At 70.0% G+C, this 12,939-nt stretch carries 10 protein-coding genes; 4 read left to right on the plus strand and 6 right to left on the minus strand.

Translation table 11 applies throughout. The features are described 5' to 3' along the window. Positions 1-28: 28 nt before the first annotated feature. Positions 29-2,770 (plus strand): bifunctional glycosyltransferase/CDP-glycerol:glycerophosphate glycerophosphotransferase, encoded by a 2,742-nt coding sequence (locus B072_RS0139475; RefSeq protein ID WP_018535523.1) that lies wholly within the window; start codon positions 29-31, stop codon positions 2,768-2,770. A gap of 7 nt (positions 2,771-2,777) precedes the next feature. On the opposite strand, the gene B072_RS0139480 is transcribed toward B072_RS0139475, so the two are convergent. Both B072_RS0139480 and B072_RS0139485 read right to left on the minus strand, forming a co-directional pair. Continuing rightward, positions 2,778-3,668 carry an endonuclease/exonuclease/phosphatase family protein gene (locus B072_RS0139480; RefSeq protein ID WP_026246789.1) on the minus strand — a complete coding sequence of 297 codons (891 nt, stop codon included), beginning with the start codon at positions 3,666-3,668 and terminating at the stop codon, positions 2,778-2,780. Positions 3,669-3,816: 148 nt separating this feature from the next. Further along, positions 3,817-4,170, minus strand: coding sequence for an NYN domain-containing protein (locus tag B072_RS0139485; protein WP_018535525.1), 354 nt, complete (start codon positions 4,168-4,170; stop codon positions 3,817-3,819). A 194-nt stretch (positions 4,171-4,364) separates the two neighbouring features. Between B072_RS0139485 and galU the strand changes: the two genes are divergently transcribed. The 3 genes from galU to B072_RS0139500 are packed head-to-tail and all read left to right on the plus strand — an operon-like array spanning position 4,365 to position 7,121. Next, positions 4,365-5,285: a UTP--glucose-1-phosphate uridylyltransferase GalU gene (gene galU / locus B072_RS0139490; protein WP_018535526.1), complete on the plus strand. Its 921-nt coding sequence runs from the start codon at positions 4,365-4,367 to the stop codon at positions 5,283-5,285. A 42-nt stretch (positions 5,286-5,327) separates the two neighbouring features. Further along, a complete protein-coding gene (locus tag B072_RS0139495) occupies positions 5,328-6,359 on the plus strand; it encodes a hypothetical protein (protein WP_018535527.1) in 1,032 nt (343 codons plus the stop codon). Between the two features lie 30 nt (positions 6,360-6,389). Beyond that, positions 6,390-7,121, plus strand: coding sequence for a hypothetical protein (locus B072_RS0139500; protein ID WP_158689294.1), 732 nt, complete (start codon positions 6,390-6,392; stop codon positions 7,119-7,121). Positions 7,122-7,194: 73 nt separating this feature from the next. On the opposite strand, the gene B072_RS0139505 is transcribed toward B072_RS0139500, so the two are convergent. From B072_RS0139505 to B072_RS0139520, 4 genes are all read right to left on the minus strand, one after another. Beyond that, positions 7,195-9,333 carry a 3-hydroxyacyl-CoA dehydrogenase NAD-binding domain-containing protein gene (locus tag B072_RS0139505; protein WP_026246790.1) on the minus strand — a complete coding sequence of 713 codons (2,139 nt, stop codon included), beginning with the start codon at positions 9,331-9,333 and terminating at the stop codon, positions 7,195-7,197. Further along, a complete protein-coding gene (locus tag B072_RS0139510; RefSeq protein ID WP_018535530.1) occupies positions 9,330-10,547 on the minus strand; it encodes a thiolase family protein in 1,218 nt (405 codons plus the stop codon). Before B072_RS0139510 ends, B072_RS0139505 begins: the two co-directional genes overlap by 4 nt. Positions 10,548-10,881: 334 nt before the next feature. Next, positions 10,882-12,168 (minus strand): ribonuclease D, encoded by a 1,287-nt coding sequence (locus tag B072_RS0139515; RefSeq protein ID WP_018535531.1) that lies wholly within the window; start codon positions 12,166-12,168, stop codon positions 10,882-10,884. A 108-nt stretch (positions 12,169-12,276) separates the two neighbouring features. Further along, positions 12,277-12,939, minus strand: coding sequence for a response regulator transcription factor (locus B072_RS0139520; protein WP_018535532.1), 663 nt, complete (start codon positions 12,937-12,939; stop codon positions 12,277-12,279).

A 12,939-nucleotide genomic window follows, 5' to 3' on the forward strand; every position in this document is an offset into this window, starting at 1 on the left:
GGTACTCGGCAGAAAACAGGAGTCATAAGTGTTCGATCCCGTCTACGACGTCGCCGTCGTCGTCCCCATCTTCAATGTGGAGAGATATCTCCAGGAGTGCCTGGACTCGCTGGCCCGTCAGACGATATTCGACCGCTGCCAGGTGATCCTGGTCGACAACGGGAGTGTCGACAGCTCGCCCGGTATCGCCACCGCATTCGCCGCTCAGTATCAGAACGTCTGGGCGTTCGTGCATCCCGAAGGCAAGGCCGGCGGCGCCAGGAACGCAGGTATGGACCTGGTGAGTGCCCGCTACATCACCTTCTGCGACTCCGACGACGTGCTGCCCGACGACGCCCTGGAAACCATGTGGCGGACCGCGGTCAAGGAGCGCGTTCCGCTCACCATCGGGCGGATGGAGACCTTTCCGGAGGAGACCAACTGGCCCTGGCTGCGCTACTTCGGCTCCGGAGTCCAGGTACATCCCGGAATCGACAACATTCCGGAGATGATCCACGGCGGAAGTGCATGCCACAAGCTCTTCGACGTCGAGTTCATCCGGGCGAACAACATTCGCTTCCGTGAGGGCGTGCACTTCGAGGACGCATTCTTCTCGGTCCCCGCGATGCTTCTCGCTGACCGTATCGCGATGGTGCCCAGCACCGTGTACCGGTACCGCAAGCGCGCCGCCGAGGACTCCACGATGGACAAGCTGTGGGAGCGCAAGGCGAACTACTGGGATCACCTCCTCCTCGAGGAATACCTGGTGTCGCTGCGTCCCCGCCTCTCCGGTCACCGCCAGGAAGTACTCAACCGGTTCTTGGTGCGCAGCTATCAAGGCTTCGCTCTCCGCGCGCCCGAGGCCATGCACGAATCGGAGCTGTTCCAGCTCTTCGAACGGGCCCGCGCCGTCTACACCCAGTTGACGCCCGACGCGATCGTGAGCTCCACCCACGACACCCGCCACCGGGTGCCGTTCCTGGCGATGTACCTCAACTGGTTCGAGTTGTTCGCGCGTCCGGAACAGGTGATCAGCGGTGTGTACGGGCGAGGAGGAGACCTCTACCTCGATCTCTCGGTGCCCAGCGCCCTGCTGTCCTTGACCAAGGTCTCCGCCACCAGCGTGCACGTGGAGCGGATACAGCCGGCACCGAACTCCGACGAGATACTCGTCGCGGGCCGCTTCGTCCTCAACGGACTGCCGATGAAGCGGCCGATGCGCAACCCCATGCAGCTGTGGCCGGAGAAGAGCGGCCAATTGGTGCCCGCACGGCAGGTGTGGCGCAGCGACCTCAAGGCGACCCGGGACGACCTGGAATGGGGCGGTTTCGAGGCGCTGCTCCCCGTGGAAGCGGTCAAGGACGGGGAGTTCCCGCTGAAGCTGGTCTTCTGCACCTCGGGCCGTGATGTCTCGCGGCCGTGCATGAGCACCACGGCGATGCTGCGCGGCGCCCGGGGCATGAAGGCCGCTGGCCACTGGGTGCTGCCGCTCTCCAAGGGCAAGGACCAGGTGTCGTTGGTCGTCAGGGAGGTGCGGGGCAAGGGAGGCAACAGGGACTGGGAGGAATTCCTCCAGGGCATGGACCAGGACCAGAAGAAGCGCAAGGCGCCGTTCTGGCGGGCCCGGTCCATCCGCCGGATGACCCTCAGATTCTTCCGTGGCAAGGAGATCTGGCTGATCGGCGAACGCAAGGACACGGCGCAGGACAACAGCCTGCACCTGTTCACCTACCTGCGAAAGCACGAGCGGCGCCGCAAGGTCTACTACATCATCGACAAGCAGAGCGCCGACCTGGCCAAGCTCAAGCGGCTCGGGAACGTGGTGGCGCACGGCTCCTGGAAGCACAAGCTCCTGCTGCTCCACGCGAGCCTGCTGGTCAACGCGTACGACATCGACTCATACATGCTTCCCGACGACTGGGACCGCACGAAGTACCTCAAGCATCTCAACTGGCGGGTGGGCGCCCGGCGGGTCTTTCTCCAGCACGGCGTGACCGATGAGGACGGCAGCAAGGCACTGCACCGCAACCGGACGGGCGTGGACCTGGTGTTCGCGACCAGTCAGCGGGAGGCCGACTACTTCTCCGAGCACATGCATTACGGAGCCCAGGCCCAGGCGCTCGGCTTCCCGCGCTTCGACGCGTTGCAGCCCGACCGCGGTGGGCGCCGCATCCTGCTGATGCCCACCTGGCGCAAGTATCTGACGATCCCCTCGTACCTGCAGGGCGACGACGCGGATCAGAACGCCGTCGAGGAGATCTTCCGGGAGTCCAGCTACCGGGACTTCTACGTGCGCCTTCTGCGGGATCCGAGGCTCATGAAGGCACTGGAGTACTACGACTACGTACTCGACTTCTTGCCGCACTACGAGATGCGCAACATGATCGGCGGAGTGGTACCGGACCACCCGCGCGTGCAGCGCCTGGACCAGACGAAGGTCAGTGTGCAGACCGCCCTGCGTCAGTGCGACCTTTTCATCACCGACTGGTCCTCGGTCCACTTCGACATGGCTTACCTCGGCACGCCTTTGATCTACTCGCGGTTCGACCCGGACGAGTACTGGGCGAAGCATGCCCGGAAGGGGTACTTCGAGGCGGCGCACGATGGGTTCGGGCCGGTCTGCGAGACAGTCAGCGAGGTCGTCGACGAAGTGATCCGCTACCTGGCCAACGGATGCAGGCGGGAACCGGAGTACGACCGCCGAGCACGAGCGTTCTTCGCGTTCGAGGATCGCGACAACTGTGCGCGCGCCACGGACGCGATCGCCCGGCTCGCGGCGTCGGACCGATGACCTGTGCCTATCGCCCGCTGCGCAGGGAGACGGTACCGATCAGGGCATGGTGGTCGGAGCAGTAGCGCATGCCGCTGCAGGAGGTCGGCAGGGCCAGCGCGTCGGCCGAGTACGCGCCGCTGATCTGGGCGGCGCGTACGAGGAGGTGATCGAGCTTGACGCCAGAGCCGCACGGGCCGAGAGACGCGGCGGGCACTGTGAAGGTCCGCTCGCCGCGCCCCATGCAGTGCCTCGCGTCCGCATCGTCCAGCTCCCGGTGTGCGCCCCGATCGCCTTGGTCGGCAGGCGAGTTGGCGGACGGCGCGTACAACTGCTCCATGCGTTCCTGATGGGGCTGGGCATTGAAGTCGCCGGCCACCATGTAGGAGCGTCCCGCGTGGGCGAAGGCGTCCAGGTGGGTGCGCAGAGCGGTGATCTGCCGTTTGTTGTACGCACTCATGGGTGTCAGGTGGGTGGTGCAGAACGTCACCTTCGGACGTGCGGCGAGTGGCGCGCACAGGAGCACGCGGCGCTCGACAGCACCGTCGGACGGCAGGACGTACGTGGCCGCCGGGCCCAGCGGCCTCTTGCTGAACAGAGCGACTCCGTACGCCTCCGAGCCCCGGCACAGGCCCTCGCGTGGTCCGAGCGTCGGCGTGAACCGGGCGAAGTTGGTACGGTCGGCCGGCCAGCCGAGATGGCGGAGTCGCTTCAGCACCGCCTCGTACTGGCCGTGGCAGACCTCGTTGAGCGACACCAGGTCCGCGTCGCGGTGCCGAACCGAGGCGGTGAGCGCGTCGATGAGCCCGTCGGAAACAGATCCGTGGTGCAGCGCGTTCCCGGCGATGTTCCAGTGCCACAGCCGGTATGTGGCGCTCCCCGCAGCCGCGTAGGGCGCGCTCCCCAGCACTACAGCCATGGTCAGCAGAAAAGAAAGCACGACGACCCGGCCGGTGCGCATACGGTCCCCTTTTTCGACGCGGTGGTCGGGGGGAATGTATCCGACAGGGCGTGCGACTGGTCCGACGGGCCAAGGCCGGAGGGTGACGGCCCGGGGACACGACGGCCTACCGCCCCGGCCACACCGTCCGCGGCCCCACGCACCGGGCCCCCAACGCACCCACTCTTTGTCGTAGTTCACGGTCGGCGGTGACCACCACCACGGGGCGTGCGGCCTGTTCGACGAAGGCCACAATGTGGTCGTCGCCGCTCCCGGACGCCGACTCGACCCGCACACCGGGCACCGACTCGACGCCCCGTGCGGCGCCTTCGACGACCAGGACCACCGTGGTCCCGGTGCGCTCGGCGTACTCGACGAGATGGTCCCGCAGGCGCTCGGCGGCCCCGCGCCGGTCGCGCCACCAGCCGTCCGGTACCGAGCCGACGACATTGGCCCCGTCGACCAACAACAGTTCGTCCATGGGGACAGGATCGCAAAAGGTTGCACGCGGAGCCGTTGCTCTTTGACATAGATCGAGGGCCGGTTACGAATCACTTCCGCCGGGCGTCCGCGATGTCCAAAAGGTCGCGAAGCGGTGATCGCGTGCGTGGTTAGTGTGAAGAAGTCCGACGATCTTGAGAAGGCGCCGCGTCACCGCCGCGCCAGGAGACAACCGTGCCAGTCAAGAACCCCCGCGCCCGCAAGGCCGTCATCCCCGCCGCCGGCCTCGGGACCCGCTTTCTCCCCGCCACCAAGGCGACCCCCAAGGAGATGCTCCCGGTCGTGGACCGCCCGGCCATCCAGTACGTGGTGGAGGAGGCCGTGCGCAGCGGGCTCGACGACGTGCTCATGGTCACCGGCCGCAACAAGCGGGCGCTGGAGGACCACTTCGACCGTGCCTACGAGCTGGAGCACCTGCTGGAGCTGAAGGGGGACGCCGCCAGGCTCGCTCATGTCCGGGAGTCGAGCGAGCTGGCCGACGTCCACTACGTCCGGCAGGGCGATCCGCTCGGCCTCGGTCACGCCGTGCTGTCCGCGGAACCGCACGTCGGCGAGGCTCCGTTCGCGGTGCTGCTCGGGGACGACCTGATCGACGAGCGCGACCCGCTGCTCGCGCGGATGCTGGAGGTCCAGGAACAGCGCGGGGGCAGCGTCGTCGCCCTCATGGAGGTGGCGGACGACCGTACGCACCTGTACGGGTGCGCCGCGGTGGGCCCGGCGGACGGCGGCGCCGACGACGTGCTGGCCGTGACCGACCTCGTCGAGAAGCCCGAGCCGGGCACCGCGCCCAGCAACCTCGCGGTGATCGGCCGCTACGTCCTCGCCCCGCAGATCTTCGGGATTCTGCGCGGCACCCCGCCGGGCCGCGGCGGGGAGATCCAGTTGACGGACGCCCTGCGGCAGTTGGCCCTCGACCCGGGGCTGGGCGGCCCGGTCCACGCCGTGGTCTTCCGGGGGCGCCGCTACGACACGGGGGACCGCGGCGACTATCTGCGCGCCGTCGTCCGACTGGCGTGCGAGCGCGAGGATCTCGGTCCGGAGTTCCGGACCTGGCTCGGCGAGTTCGTCCAGGAGCAGGGAATTCTGTCCGCCTGAGGGGGACATGGCCGCCCGCACGCGGCCGCATAAGCTGAAGGTGTGAATGGCACCTGGCTGATCCGCGGCCGCGACGGCAGGCTCTGCGCCTACGCGTACGCCCCCGGGGGCGACGCCGTCGTCTGCCGTGCGGAGTCCGATCCCGGCGGCCCCTGGACACCCCCGCGCACGGTCGGCGGCGACCAGCGCGTGCACCCCGCCCTGGCCCTGGCGCGCAGCGCGAACGGCTACGCGCACCTGGTCTCCTGGCGCCCCACCGTCCCCGGCGAATCGGGCCTGATCCACACCACCCACTTCCAGTCGCATCTCGCGGCGCTCGACTGGGCCCCCATCGGCCACCCCAACAAGAAGGGCGACCGCACCGGACCGCCCGCCGTCGCCGTCGACGCGCAGGGCCGCGCCCACGTCTTCGTCCGCAACAACGGCGGCGGGATCAGCATGCGCGCGCAGGCCGAGAAGGGCGGCTGGGACCCGTGGCGCGACCTCAAGGGCACCGACGTACGTGGTGAACTCGCCGCGGTGGCGAGGGAGTCGGGCCTGATCGAGCTGTACGCGGCGACCGGCGACGGCATCCTGCGCTGGCGCCAGGAGAAGCCGGGCGGCACCCCGGTGCGGGACGAGGAGATACAGACGGCGGCACCCCGGCCCGGTACCCTGCGAGCCCTTGCCACGTCAGCGGACCACACCACGCTCTTCTACGTGGACGAGGGCGGCGCCCTGTGCGCGTGGCGCGGCGACGCCGACCCGGCACGGGTCCTGGACGCGGCGGGCGACGGCCCGGTCGCGGTGATCCGCTGCCGCCTCGACGACGTCGACTGCACACTCCTCGCCCAGCGCTCCCGCACCGGCCGCATCGCCTTCGCCGCCTACCCGACCGAGCTGGAGAGCGCGGGCGCCTGGTGGGCGGAGTCGGGCGATCCGCTGCCGGCCGACGCCCGGATCGCCCTGACCGAGGACGAGGAGGGGCGGGTGGTCGCCGCCGCCTTGCTGCCCGGTGGTCCGGATCGCCTGCTGCTCACGCGCCGTAAGGCCGAAACAGGGCTTGCGCTGGAGGCGTGGCGGCACGTGTTCTAGGCCCCACGGCCGATCAAGGGGTGGGGAAGAGTGAACAGAACTGCTGCGCGGCGAAGAGTCGCCGCTGTCGCGGTGGGCGTGGCGACGGTGCTGCTGACCGGCGCGTGCGGGGGCGGGGAGGAGACGTCCGGGGCGCGGTCCCCGGAGGCGTCGCCCACCGTACGGGCCGAGGACAGGGTGGAAGGGCCGGTGCTGACCGGGCGCGAGTTGCAGAGCGCGGTCCTCTCCGGCACGAAGATCGGCGCGGGCACGGAGGGCGTGGGCGACGGCACCGCGTCGGTCGTGCCGCGTGACGCCGCCGAACCGGCGACCTGCGGACCGGTGCTCGGCGCGCTCCAGGGCGCGAGCGGCCACCAACCCCTGCATGGTGTGACCCGCATGGTGGTGCGCGACGGCGCCACCGCGTACGTGTATCTCTCGGCCTACCGTGCCGAGGACGCCGGGCAGGTCATGGCCGAACTGCGGAGCTCGCTCACGAGCTGCCGCGCGTTCCGGGTCCCGCGGAACGGCACGGCCTGGTCCGGGATCCGGCGAACGGAGCAACTCGGCGAGGGCGACCAGGAGTTGGCCTTCCGGGGCGTCGTGCGGATGGGGCCGTCCGAGGACGACCCGAAGGTTCCCGAGGACGTGCACGTCGTCCGGGTGGGCACGACGATCGCGACGTTCACGACGCAGAACATCACCGGGACGTCGACGCCGGCCCGCAGCCCGAAGTCCCTGGTGCACGAGCAGGTGACGGCGCTGGAGAAGGCCGCCGGCTGAGCGGGCGGCCCCAGCACAGCGGTGGCCGCCCCCGAACCACGGGGACGGCCACCACCGACGCGGTCGAGGAGCGTTACGCGGGCACGCTCGCCACGCCCGCCTCCAGGAACGGCTTGCCGTTCACCCGCTGCGAGACACCCTCACGGTCCAGGTACGGCGTGATGCCGCCCAGGTGGAAGGGCCAGCCCGCACCGGTGATCAGGCACAGGTCGATGTCCTGCGCCTCGGCGACGACACCCTCGTCGAGCATGAGCCCGATCTCCTGGGCCACGGCGTCGAGCACCCGGTCGCGGACCTGCTCCTCGGTGAGGACGACGTCGCCCTGCTTGAGGAGCGCGGCGACCTCGGGGTCCAGCTCCGGCTTGAAATCGTTCTCGGCGGAGTAGACGTAGAAGCCGCGCTTGCCGGCCTTGACGACGGCCGCGAGGTTCGGGGATACCGTGAAGCGCTCCGGGAAGGCGCGGTTCAGGGTCTCCGAGACGTGCAGACCGATGGCCGGGCCGACCAGCTCCAGGAGGACCAGCGGCGACATCGGCAGACCGAGCGGCTCGACGGCCTTCTCGGCGACCTCGACGGGGGTGCCCTCGTCGATGACGTTCTGGATCTCGCCCATGAAGCGGGTCAGGATGCGGTTCACGACGAACGCCGGGGCGTCCTTCACGAGGACCGCGGTCTTCTTCAGCTTCTTGGCGACACCGAACGCCGTGGCAAGCGCCGCGTCGTCGGTCTGCTCGCCGCGCACGATCTCCAGGAGCGGGAGGATCGCGACCGGGTTGAAGAAGTGGAAGCCGACGACCCGCTCGGGGTGCTTCAGCTTCGACGCCATCTCGGACACCGACAGCGACGAGGTGTTGGTGGCGAGGATCGCGTGCGCCGGGGCGACGGCCTCGACCTCGGCGAACACCTGCTGCTTGACGCCGATCTCCTCGAAGACGGCCTCGATGATGAAGTCCGCGTCGGAGAAGCCCTCGGCCTTGTCGAGGACGCCGGAGACGAGCCCCTTCAGGCGGTTGGCCTTGTCCTGGTTGACGCGGCCCTTGCCGAGCAGCTTGTCGATCTCGGCGTGGACGTAGCCCACACCCTTGTCGACGCGCTCCTGGTCGATGTCGGTCAGCACGACCGGCACCTCGAGGCGGCGCAGGAACAGCAGCGCCAGCTGCGAGGCCATCAGGCCCGCGCCGACGACGCCGACCTTGGTGACCGGGCGCGCGAGCGACTTGTCCGGCGCGCCGGCGGGCCGCTTGGCGCGCTTCTGCACCAGGTTGAACGCGTAGATGCCGGACCGCAGTTCGCCGCCCATGATCAGGTCCGCGAGGGCCTGGTCCTCGGCGTCGTAACCGGCCTGCAGGTCACCGTTCTTGGACGCGGCGATGATGTCCAGCGCGCGGTACGCGGCCGGGGCCGCGCCGTGCACCTTGGAGTCGGCGATGAACGTGCCGCGCGCGACGGCCTGGTCCCAGGCCTCACCGCGGTCGACGTCCGGACGCTCGACCTTGACGTCGCCCTTCAGTACCTGAGCGGTCCAGATCAGCGACTGCTCCAGGAAGTCGGCACCCTCGAAGATCGCGTCGGCGATCCCGAGCTCGTGCACCTTCTTGCCGTTGAGCTGCCTGTTCTGGTTCAGGCTGTTCTCGATGATCACCGAGACGGCCTTGTCGGCACCGATCAGGTTCGGCAGCAGCGTGCAGCCGCCCCAGCCGGGGACCAGGCCGAGGAAGACCTCGGGGAGCGAGAAGGCGGGCAGCGCCTTCGAGACGGTGCGGTAGGTGCAGTGCAGACCGACCTCGACGCCACCGCCCATCGCCGCACCGTTGTAGTACGTGAAGGTCGGCACGGCCAGACCCGAGAGGCGCTTGAAGACCTCGTGGCCGCCCTTGCCGATGGCGAGCGCGTCCTCGTGGTTCTTCAGCAGCTCGACGCCCTTGAGGTCGGCGCCGACCGCGAAGATGAAGGGCTTGCCGGTGATACCGACACCGACGATGTCACCGTCGGCCGCCTCCTTCTCGACCTGGTCGATGGCGACGTTCAGGTTCGCGAGCGAACCCGGGCCGAACGTGGTCGGCTTCGTGTGGTCGAAGCCGTTGTCCAGCGTGATGAGGGCGAACCGGCCCGCCCCGTAAGGCAGTTCGAGGTGCCGTACGTGGGCGGAGGTGACGACCTCGCCGGGGAACAGCTCGGCCGCACCCTTCAAAAGCTCAGCGGTGGTGCTCACTTGTCCCCCTCGAAGTGCGGGTTCTCCCAGATGACCGTCGCGCCCATGCCGAAGCCGACGCACATGGTGGTGAGGCCGTAACGCACCTCGGGCTGCTCCTCGAACTGACGGGCCAGCTGCGTCATCAGACGCACGCCCGAGGAGGCCAGCGGGTGGCCGAACGCGATGGCGCCGCCGTACTGGTTGACGCGCGCGTCGTCGTCCGCGATGCCGTAGTGGTCCAGGAAGGCGAGGACCTGAACGGCGAACGCCTCGTTGACCTCGAAGAGGCCGATGTCGGAGATGGACAGGCCCGCCTTGGCGAGCGCCTTCTCCGTCGCCGGGATCGGACCGTAGCCCATGACCTCCGGCTCGACGCCCACGAAGGCGTACGAGACGAGGCGCATCTTGACCGGGAGGTTGTTCTCCCGGGCGAAGTCCTCGGAGGCGATGATCGAGGCGGTGGCACCGTCGTTGAGACCGGCGGCGTTGCCCGCGGTGACGCGGCCGTGCGTACGGAACGGCGTCTTGAGCCCCGCGAGGTTCTCCAGGGTCGTGCCCGGCCGCATCGGCTCGTCCGCGGTCACGAGACCCCAACCGGTCTCGCCCACCTCGGCGTTGGTGTTGCGCACCGAGATCGGGACCAGGTCCTGCTGGATCTTCCCGTTCGCGTACGCCTTCGCCGCCTTCTCCTGCGAGCGCACGGCGTACTCGTCGGCGCGCTGCTTGGTGATGTGCGGGTAGCGGTCGTGCAGGTTCTCGGCGGTCATGCCCATGAACAGGGCCGACTCGTCGACGAGCTTCTCGGAGACGAAGCGCGGGTTCGGGTCGACGCCCTCGCCCATGGGGTGACGGCCCATGTGCTCGACGCCACCGGCGATGACGGCGTCGTACGCGCCGAACGCGACCGAGCCCGCGGCGGTGGTGACGGCCGTGAGCGCACCGGCGCACATACGGTCGATCGAGTAGCCCGGGACCGACTGCGGCAGCCCGGCGAGGATGCCCGCCGTGCGGCCCAGGGTCAGGCCCTGGTCGCCGATCTGCGTGGTCGCGGCGATGGCGACCTCGTCGATCTTGGCCGGGTCCAGGTTCGGGTTGCGGCGCAGCAGCTCCCGGATGGACTTCACGACGAGGTCGTCGGCGCGGGTCTCGTGGTAGATGCCCTTCGGGCCCGCCTTGCCGAACGGGGTGCGGACGCCGTCGACGAAGACGACGTCCCTGACGGTACGAGGCACGATGGCTCTCCTCCAGATGCGGGATTGCACTGCTGCGGCGCGCGACTGAGCGTGCGCTCACTCCATCATGCTACTTGCGGGTAACCATGCTGCCCAGTCCCCCCGGCCGGAGCGGCGAAGGTCACACCGTTGTCGGCTGACGGCCGGTGGGGCTTCTCGCGCAGTTCCCCGCGCCCCTGGAGATGCGCACTGCGTGCGCCTTCTCCATCGATGAGGGCAAGCGGCGAAGCCGCAAGCCCTCAGGGGCGCGGGGAACTGCGCGACCAGCCCCCACCCACCCGCAGACAGAGAAAGCGCCCCCCGACCAAAGATCGAGGGGCGCTCCAAGGACGGGTCAGCCCCGCGCGGCGGCCAGCGCGGCGACGAGCACCGGCGTCACCTGCTCCACCTGCCACCGCCGGGCCCCGTGCCCGGCCAGCGCCGCCGAGACGGAGTCGGCGTCCGCGGAGGCCGGCGGCTCCCAGCACACGCGCCGCACCGTGTCCGGCGTGATCAGGTTCTCCTGCGGCATGTTCAGCGTCTCGGCGAGCGCCGACACCGCGGCGCGGGCCGCGGAGAGCCGGGCCGCGGCGACCGGGTCCTTGTCGGCCCAGGCGCGCGGCGGCGGTGGTCCGGCGACCGGCTGGCCCGGCTGCGGCAGCTCCGCCTCCGGAAGCTCCTTGGCCCGGTCGACGGCGGCCTGCCACTGCTCCAGCTGACGACGGCCCATGCGGTGCCCGAAGCCGGGCAGCCCGGAGAGCGCGTGCACGGTGGGCGGCAGCGCGAGCGCGGCCTCGACGATCGCCCCGTCCCCGAGCACCTTGCCCGGCGAGACGTCGCGCCGCTGGGCGACCTTGTCCCGTGCGGTCCACAGTTCCCGGACGACGGCCATCTGCCGGCGGCGCCGCACCTTGTGCATCCCGGACGTGCGCCGCCACGGGTCCTTGCGCGGCGGCGCGGGCGGGGCCGAGGCGATGGCGTCGAACTCCTCGCGGGCCCACTCCAGCTTGCCCTGCCGGTCGAGCTCCTTCTCGAGCGCGTCCCGCAGGTCGACCAGCAGCTCGACGTCGAGGGCGGCGTACCGCAGCCATGGATCGGGCAGCGGCCGGGTCGACCAGTCGACCGCTGAGTGCCCCTTCTCCAATACGTAGCCGAGCACGTTCTCGACCATGGCGCCGAGGCCCACGCGCGGGAACCCGGCGAGCCGCCCGGCCAGTTCGGTGTCGAAGAGCCGCGAGGGCAGCATGCCTATTTCGCGCAGGCACGGCAGGTCCTGGGTGGCGGCGTGCAGGACCCACTCGGTGTCCGCGAGGGCGTCGCCGAGGGCGGAGAGGTCGGGGCAGGCCACGGGGTCGACGAGCGCGGTGCCCGCCCCCTCGCGGCGCAGCTGCACCAGGTAGGCGCGCTGCCCGTAGCGGTAGCCGGACGCGCGCTCGGCGTCGACGGCGACCGGTCCGGTACCCGCGGCGAACGCCGCGACCACCTCGGCCAGCGCGGCCTCGTCGGCGATCACCGGCGGGATGCCCTCGCGCGGTTCGAGCAGCGGAATCGGCGCCCCGTCAGCAGTGACGTCGTCGTCCGGAGGGGCGCCCCCGGTGGTGCGCAGTGAGCTGTCTGCTGCGGTTTCTTGGGCGTCGGTCACCTGTCAAGGGTATCTGTGAACGGACGGCGCCCGTCGACGGAACGTTCCGTCGACGGGCGCTGAAGGTGCGTACACCGGAAAGATCCGGCCAGCAGGCGATCAGTGGGTTCAGTGAATGATTCCGGTGCGCAGGGCGACCGCCACCATCCCGGCGCGGTCACCCGTGCCGAGCTTGCGGGCGATCCGGGCGAGGTGGCTCTTGACGGTCAGCGCGGACAGGCCCATCGAGACTCCGATGGCCTTGTTCGACTGACCCTCGGCGACGAGCCGGAGCACCTCGACCTCACGGCCGGAGAGCTCGCGGTAGCCGCCCGGGTGGCTCGGGGCACCCGGGGGGCGGCGCTGCATACGGGCGGCCGCCGAACCGATGGGGGCGGCGCCGGGGCGGGTGGGCAGACCTACGTTGGTGCGGGTGCCGGTGACGACATAGCCCTTCACACCGCCCGCCAGGGCGTTGCGTACGGCGCCGATGTCGTCGGCGGCGGAGAGGGCGAGGCCGTTGGGCCAGCCCGCGGCTCGGGTTTCGGAGAGGAGCGTCAGTCCGGATCCGTCGGGGAGGTGGACGTCGGCGACGCAGATGTCACGGGGGTTGCCGATGCGGGGACGAGCCTCCGCGACGGACGAGGCCTCGATCACGTCTCGAACACCGAGCGCCCACAGATGGCGGGTGACGGTGGAACGGACGCGGGGGTCGGCCACGACCACCATCGCGGTCGGCTTGTTCGGGCGGTAGGCGACCAGGCTTGAGGGCTGCTCGAGGAGAACGGACAC

The organism is Streptomyces sp. HmicA12 (genome assembly GCF_000373565.1).
GTDB lineage: Bacteria > Actinomycetota > Actinomycetes > Streptomycetales > Streptomycetaceae > Streptomyces.

Coding starts and splice junctions, on each gene's coding strand:
- B072_RS0139485 (WP_018535525.1), bottom strand. CDS start 4,170: ATGGACGAACTGTTGTTGGTCGACGGGGCCAATGTCGTCGGCTCGGTA.
- B072_RS0139480 (WP_026246789.1), bottom strand. CDS start 3,668: ATGGCTGTAGTGCTGGGGAGCGCGCCCTACGCGGCTGCGGGGAGCGCC.